This is a genomic window from Candidatus Andeanibacterium sp. (assembly GCF_057143545.1).
In genome coordinates, this window is sequence record NZ_DBNHSF010000025.1 from 1 (window position 1) to 3,108 (window position 3,108).

5 protein-coding genes are annotated in these 3,108 nt (G+C 64.2%); 3 read left to right on the plus strand and 2 right to left on the minus strand.

Translation table 11 applies throughout. The annotated features are described in order from the left end of the window. The coding region (locus tag AC16XC_RS01530) for a class I SAM-dependent methyltransferase (RefSeq protein WP_484032869.1) at positions 1–565 on the minus strand (565 nt) is incomplete at its 3' end. 11 nt (positions 566–576) lie between these two features. After that, positions 577–927, minus strand: coding sequence for a DsrE/DsrF/TusD sulfur relay family protein (locus tag AC16XC_RS01535; protein WP_484032870.1), 351 nt, complete (start codon positions 925–927; stop codon positions 577–579). A gap of 96 nt (positions 928–1,023) precedes the next feature. On the opposite strand from AC16XC_RS01535, the gene AC16XC_RS01540 reads away from it, so the two are divergent. The 3 genes from AC16XC_RS01540 to AC16XC_RS01550 all read left to right on the plus strand — a co-directional run. After that, positions 1,024–1,788, plus strand: coding sequence for an SDR family oxidoreductase (locus tag AC16XC_RS01540; RefSeq protein ID WP_484032871.1), 765 nt, complete (start codon positions 1,024–1,026; stop codon positions 1,786–1,788). Then, positions 1,785–2,459, plus strand: a complete 675-nt coding sequence (locus AC16XC_RS01545; RefSeq protein ID WP_484032872.1) for a cytochrome b/b6 domain-containing protein — start codon at positions 1,785–1,787, stop codon at positions 2,457–2,459. The genes AC16XC_RS01540 and AC16XC_RS01545 overlap by 4 nt, the downstream gene beginning before the upstream one ends. Next, positions 2,456–3,108: molybdopterin-dependent oxidoreductase (locus AC16XC_RS01550; protein ID WP_484032873.1), on the plus strand; the 653-nt coding region annotated here is incomplete at its 3' end. The genes AC16XC_RS01545 and AC16XC_RS01550, both read left to right, overlap by 4 nt.

Genomic DNA, 3,108 nt, shown 5'->3' on the forward strand with positions numbered 1-3,108 from the left:
TGTGGTGTTCCTCGCGCCAGGATTCGATCAATTCAATTTGCGGGCCAAGTTCGCGAGCCAGGCTATCGGCATCGTAACGCCGAACCGGGAGCCCGCTGCATTTTTCGGGGCCGTCGGGCGCGAAAGTGGCCATGATGACCAGCCCGCCCTCGGCCAGCCCCGCAACCAGCGCCCGGCGATAGGCTTCGCGCTGGCCAGGCTCGGTCAGGAAATGAAACACTGCCCGGTCATGCCACACATCGTATCGGCGAGCGGGCTGCCACGAGGTGATGTCGGCGACGATCCACTTCACCCTGCCGGCGAGCGGGCCGAGCCGGGCCCTTGCCGCTTCGAGCGCCGGTTCGGCGATGTCGAGCACGGTGAGGTCGGACCAGCCGCGCTCCAGCAAGGCGTCGACCAGAGTTGATGCACCGCCCCCCACATCGATCAGCGACGAAGGGAGCTTGGCATCGAACCGGTCGAGCGCTGCGAGCGATGGCTCCGGCTCGGCCTGATACCAGCTGACCTCGCTCGGGGCCTTTTCGCTGTAGACCTTTGCCCAGTGCTGTTGCCGTTCCAATTCCATATACTCGCAACCTAGAAGGTGAGCACCTTGTCGGCCAAGGCAATCGCCTCGGCAAGCTCCGCCATGTTGCTGACCCGCGCCCCTTCGACAATGCCGTCCACAGTGAGGCCGCGTGCCTCCATGCAGGTACCGCACAACAAGACCAGCCCCTTACCCATGAGGACGCGCTTCACCATGTGCTCGATATTGTAATAGCCTTCGGCCGGCTGCTGCCCGGCGCGGGCTGCCGCAACCGCATCGGCCATCAGGAACACGTCGACATGGGCGTCTTCTCGCTTCTGCAGGGCATGCGCCACCCGCAGCGCGTTGTAGCAGCGCTCGCTTCCATAGGGCGCATCGTTGACGATTATCAGCGACCTCACCGCCGCCTCCTTTGCGTGTCGGGCCGACGATCATTCCGCCGATCGGCGTCAGGATAGGCCCTGTCCCGCCGCCCGTAAATGTGCTTCAATTGCAGTATGGTCCCTCCAGCCGTCCTCGTCACCGGAGCCGCCAGGCGGATCGGCGCGGCGATTGCGCGCAGATTCGGGGAAAATGGCTGGCATGTCGTGATCCACTACGGCACCTCGCAGGCCGAGGCCGAAGCGCTCGCGGACTCGCTGCCCTCGGCCGAGACGATCCAGTGCGATCTCGCCGATTGCCATGCTGCGCAGCTGATGGTCGAGGAACTGGCCGAAGCGCTGCCCGATTGGCGCGTGCTCATCAATTCGGCATCGGTCTTTCCTGAAGACCTTGTGAGCGGGCTCGATCCGGAAACGAACCTCGAGGCGATGACCGTCAATGCCACCACCCCGGCGCTGATGGCACAGACATTTCTCGCCCATGCGCAAGCGCGCGGCGGACGGCGCGTTATCCACATCACCGACCAGAAGCTCGCCAATCCGAACCCGGACTTTTTCTCCTACACGATGAGCAAGCAGGCGCTGGCCGCGACTGTCCCGATGCTGGCGATGGGTGCCGGGCGGCCCGAGGATCGGATCTATGCGATCGCCCCCGGCGCAATCCTGCCGAGCTACGACCAGTCGGAGGAGGAATTCGATATCTCGGGCAAGCTCAACCTGCTAAAACGCCGCACCGGGCCCGACGAGATCGCCAGCACCGCGCTGTTCCTGGCCGAGGGCTGGATCGCGAGCGGGACGACGGTATTCGTCGATTCAGGCCAGCATCTCCAGCGGCACGAGCGCGACGTGATCTATCTCGCGCGTGAAGGTAAGCAAGCATGAGCGAACCCGCCAGCAAGCACGCGCTTTCCACCCGGCTATGGCACTGGGTGAACCTGGCCTGCGTGGTGGTGCTGTTCATGTCGGGCCTCAACATCTCGAACGCCCATCCGCGGCTCTATTGGGGCCATTGGGGCTTTGCCGAGGAAAGTGCCTGGCTGGTGCTGCCGAAATTCCCCGGCTGGGCGACGATCCCCGGCCATTACAGCCTCTCGGCCGCGCGCGACTGGCACTTGCTGATGGCGTGGCCGTTCGCGCTGGGCCTGCTGCTGTTCATGATCGTCTCGCTCGGCAATCGCCACTTCAAGCGCGATATCGTGACCAGCTTCGCCGAATGGAGGCCCGGCGCGATCTGGGCCGATGTGAAGAAGCATCTGAGGTTCGATTTCACCCATCAAGGCTCGAAGTTCAATTTCCTGCAGAAACTGGCCTATGGCGTGGTGATCTTCATCTTCCTGCCGCTGATGATCTTCACCGGGCTCGCGATGAGCCCTGCAATGGATGCCGTTTGGCCGTGGCTCATCGACATTTTCGGGGGAAGGCAAAGCGCCCGTTCGATCCACTTCATCACGGCCTGGGCTCTGCTCGGCTTCTTCGTGATCCATATCGTGCTGGTGCTGCTGTCGGGCCCGGTCAAGCAGGTCCGCGACATGATTACCGGAGGGGCAACATGAGACGCCGCCATCTCCTTGCCGGACTGGGCGCATTCGTCGTCGCCGGCTGTTCGAAGATCGCCGATAGCGGACCCGGCTCCTCGCTGCTCAAGGCCGCTCAGGGCTGGAACGAGAGCCTGCACGATTTGCTCGGCCGCCGCACCGCTCTCGCCCGCGAATTCGCGCCGGCCGACATTTCGCCCTTCTTCCGCGGCAACGGCACGGTCAACCCGCAAGGCGAAGAATACCAGGCGCAGGCCGCGGCCGGTTTCGCCGACTGGCGCCTATCGGTAAGCGGGCTGGTGGCTACCCCGCTGTCGCTATCGCTCGCCGAGCTCAGGGCGCTCCCGCAACGGACCCAGATCACCCGCCACGATTGCGTCGAAGGCTGGAGCGCAATCGGCCAGTGGACCGGGCCGCAGCTGAAGCAATTGCTCGACCTGGCCGGGCTCAAGCCGGAGGCGAAGTTCATCGTCTTCCGCTGCGCCGACACGCTGCGCGGCGGGCCCTATTACGAAAGTATCGACCTGGTCGACGCGTTCCACCCGCAGACAATCGTCGCGCACGAATTGAACGGCGAGCCGCTGCCGATCCGCAACGGCGCGCCGCTCAGGATGCGGATCGAACGCCAGCTGGGCTACAAGCATGCCAAATACCTGACCGGGATCGA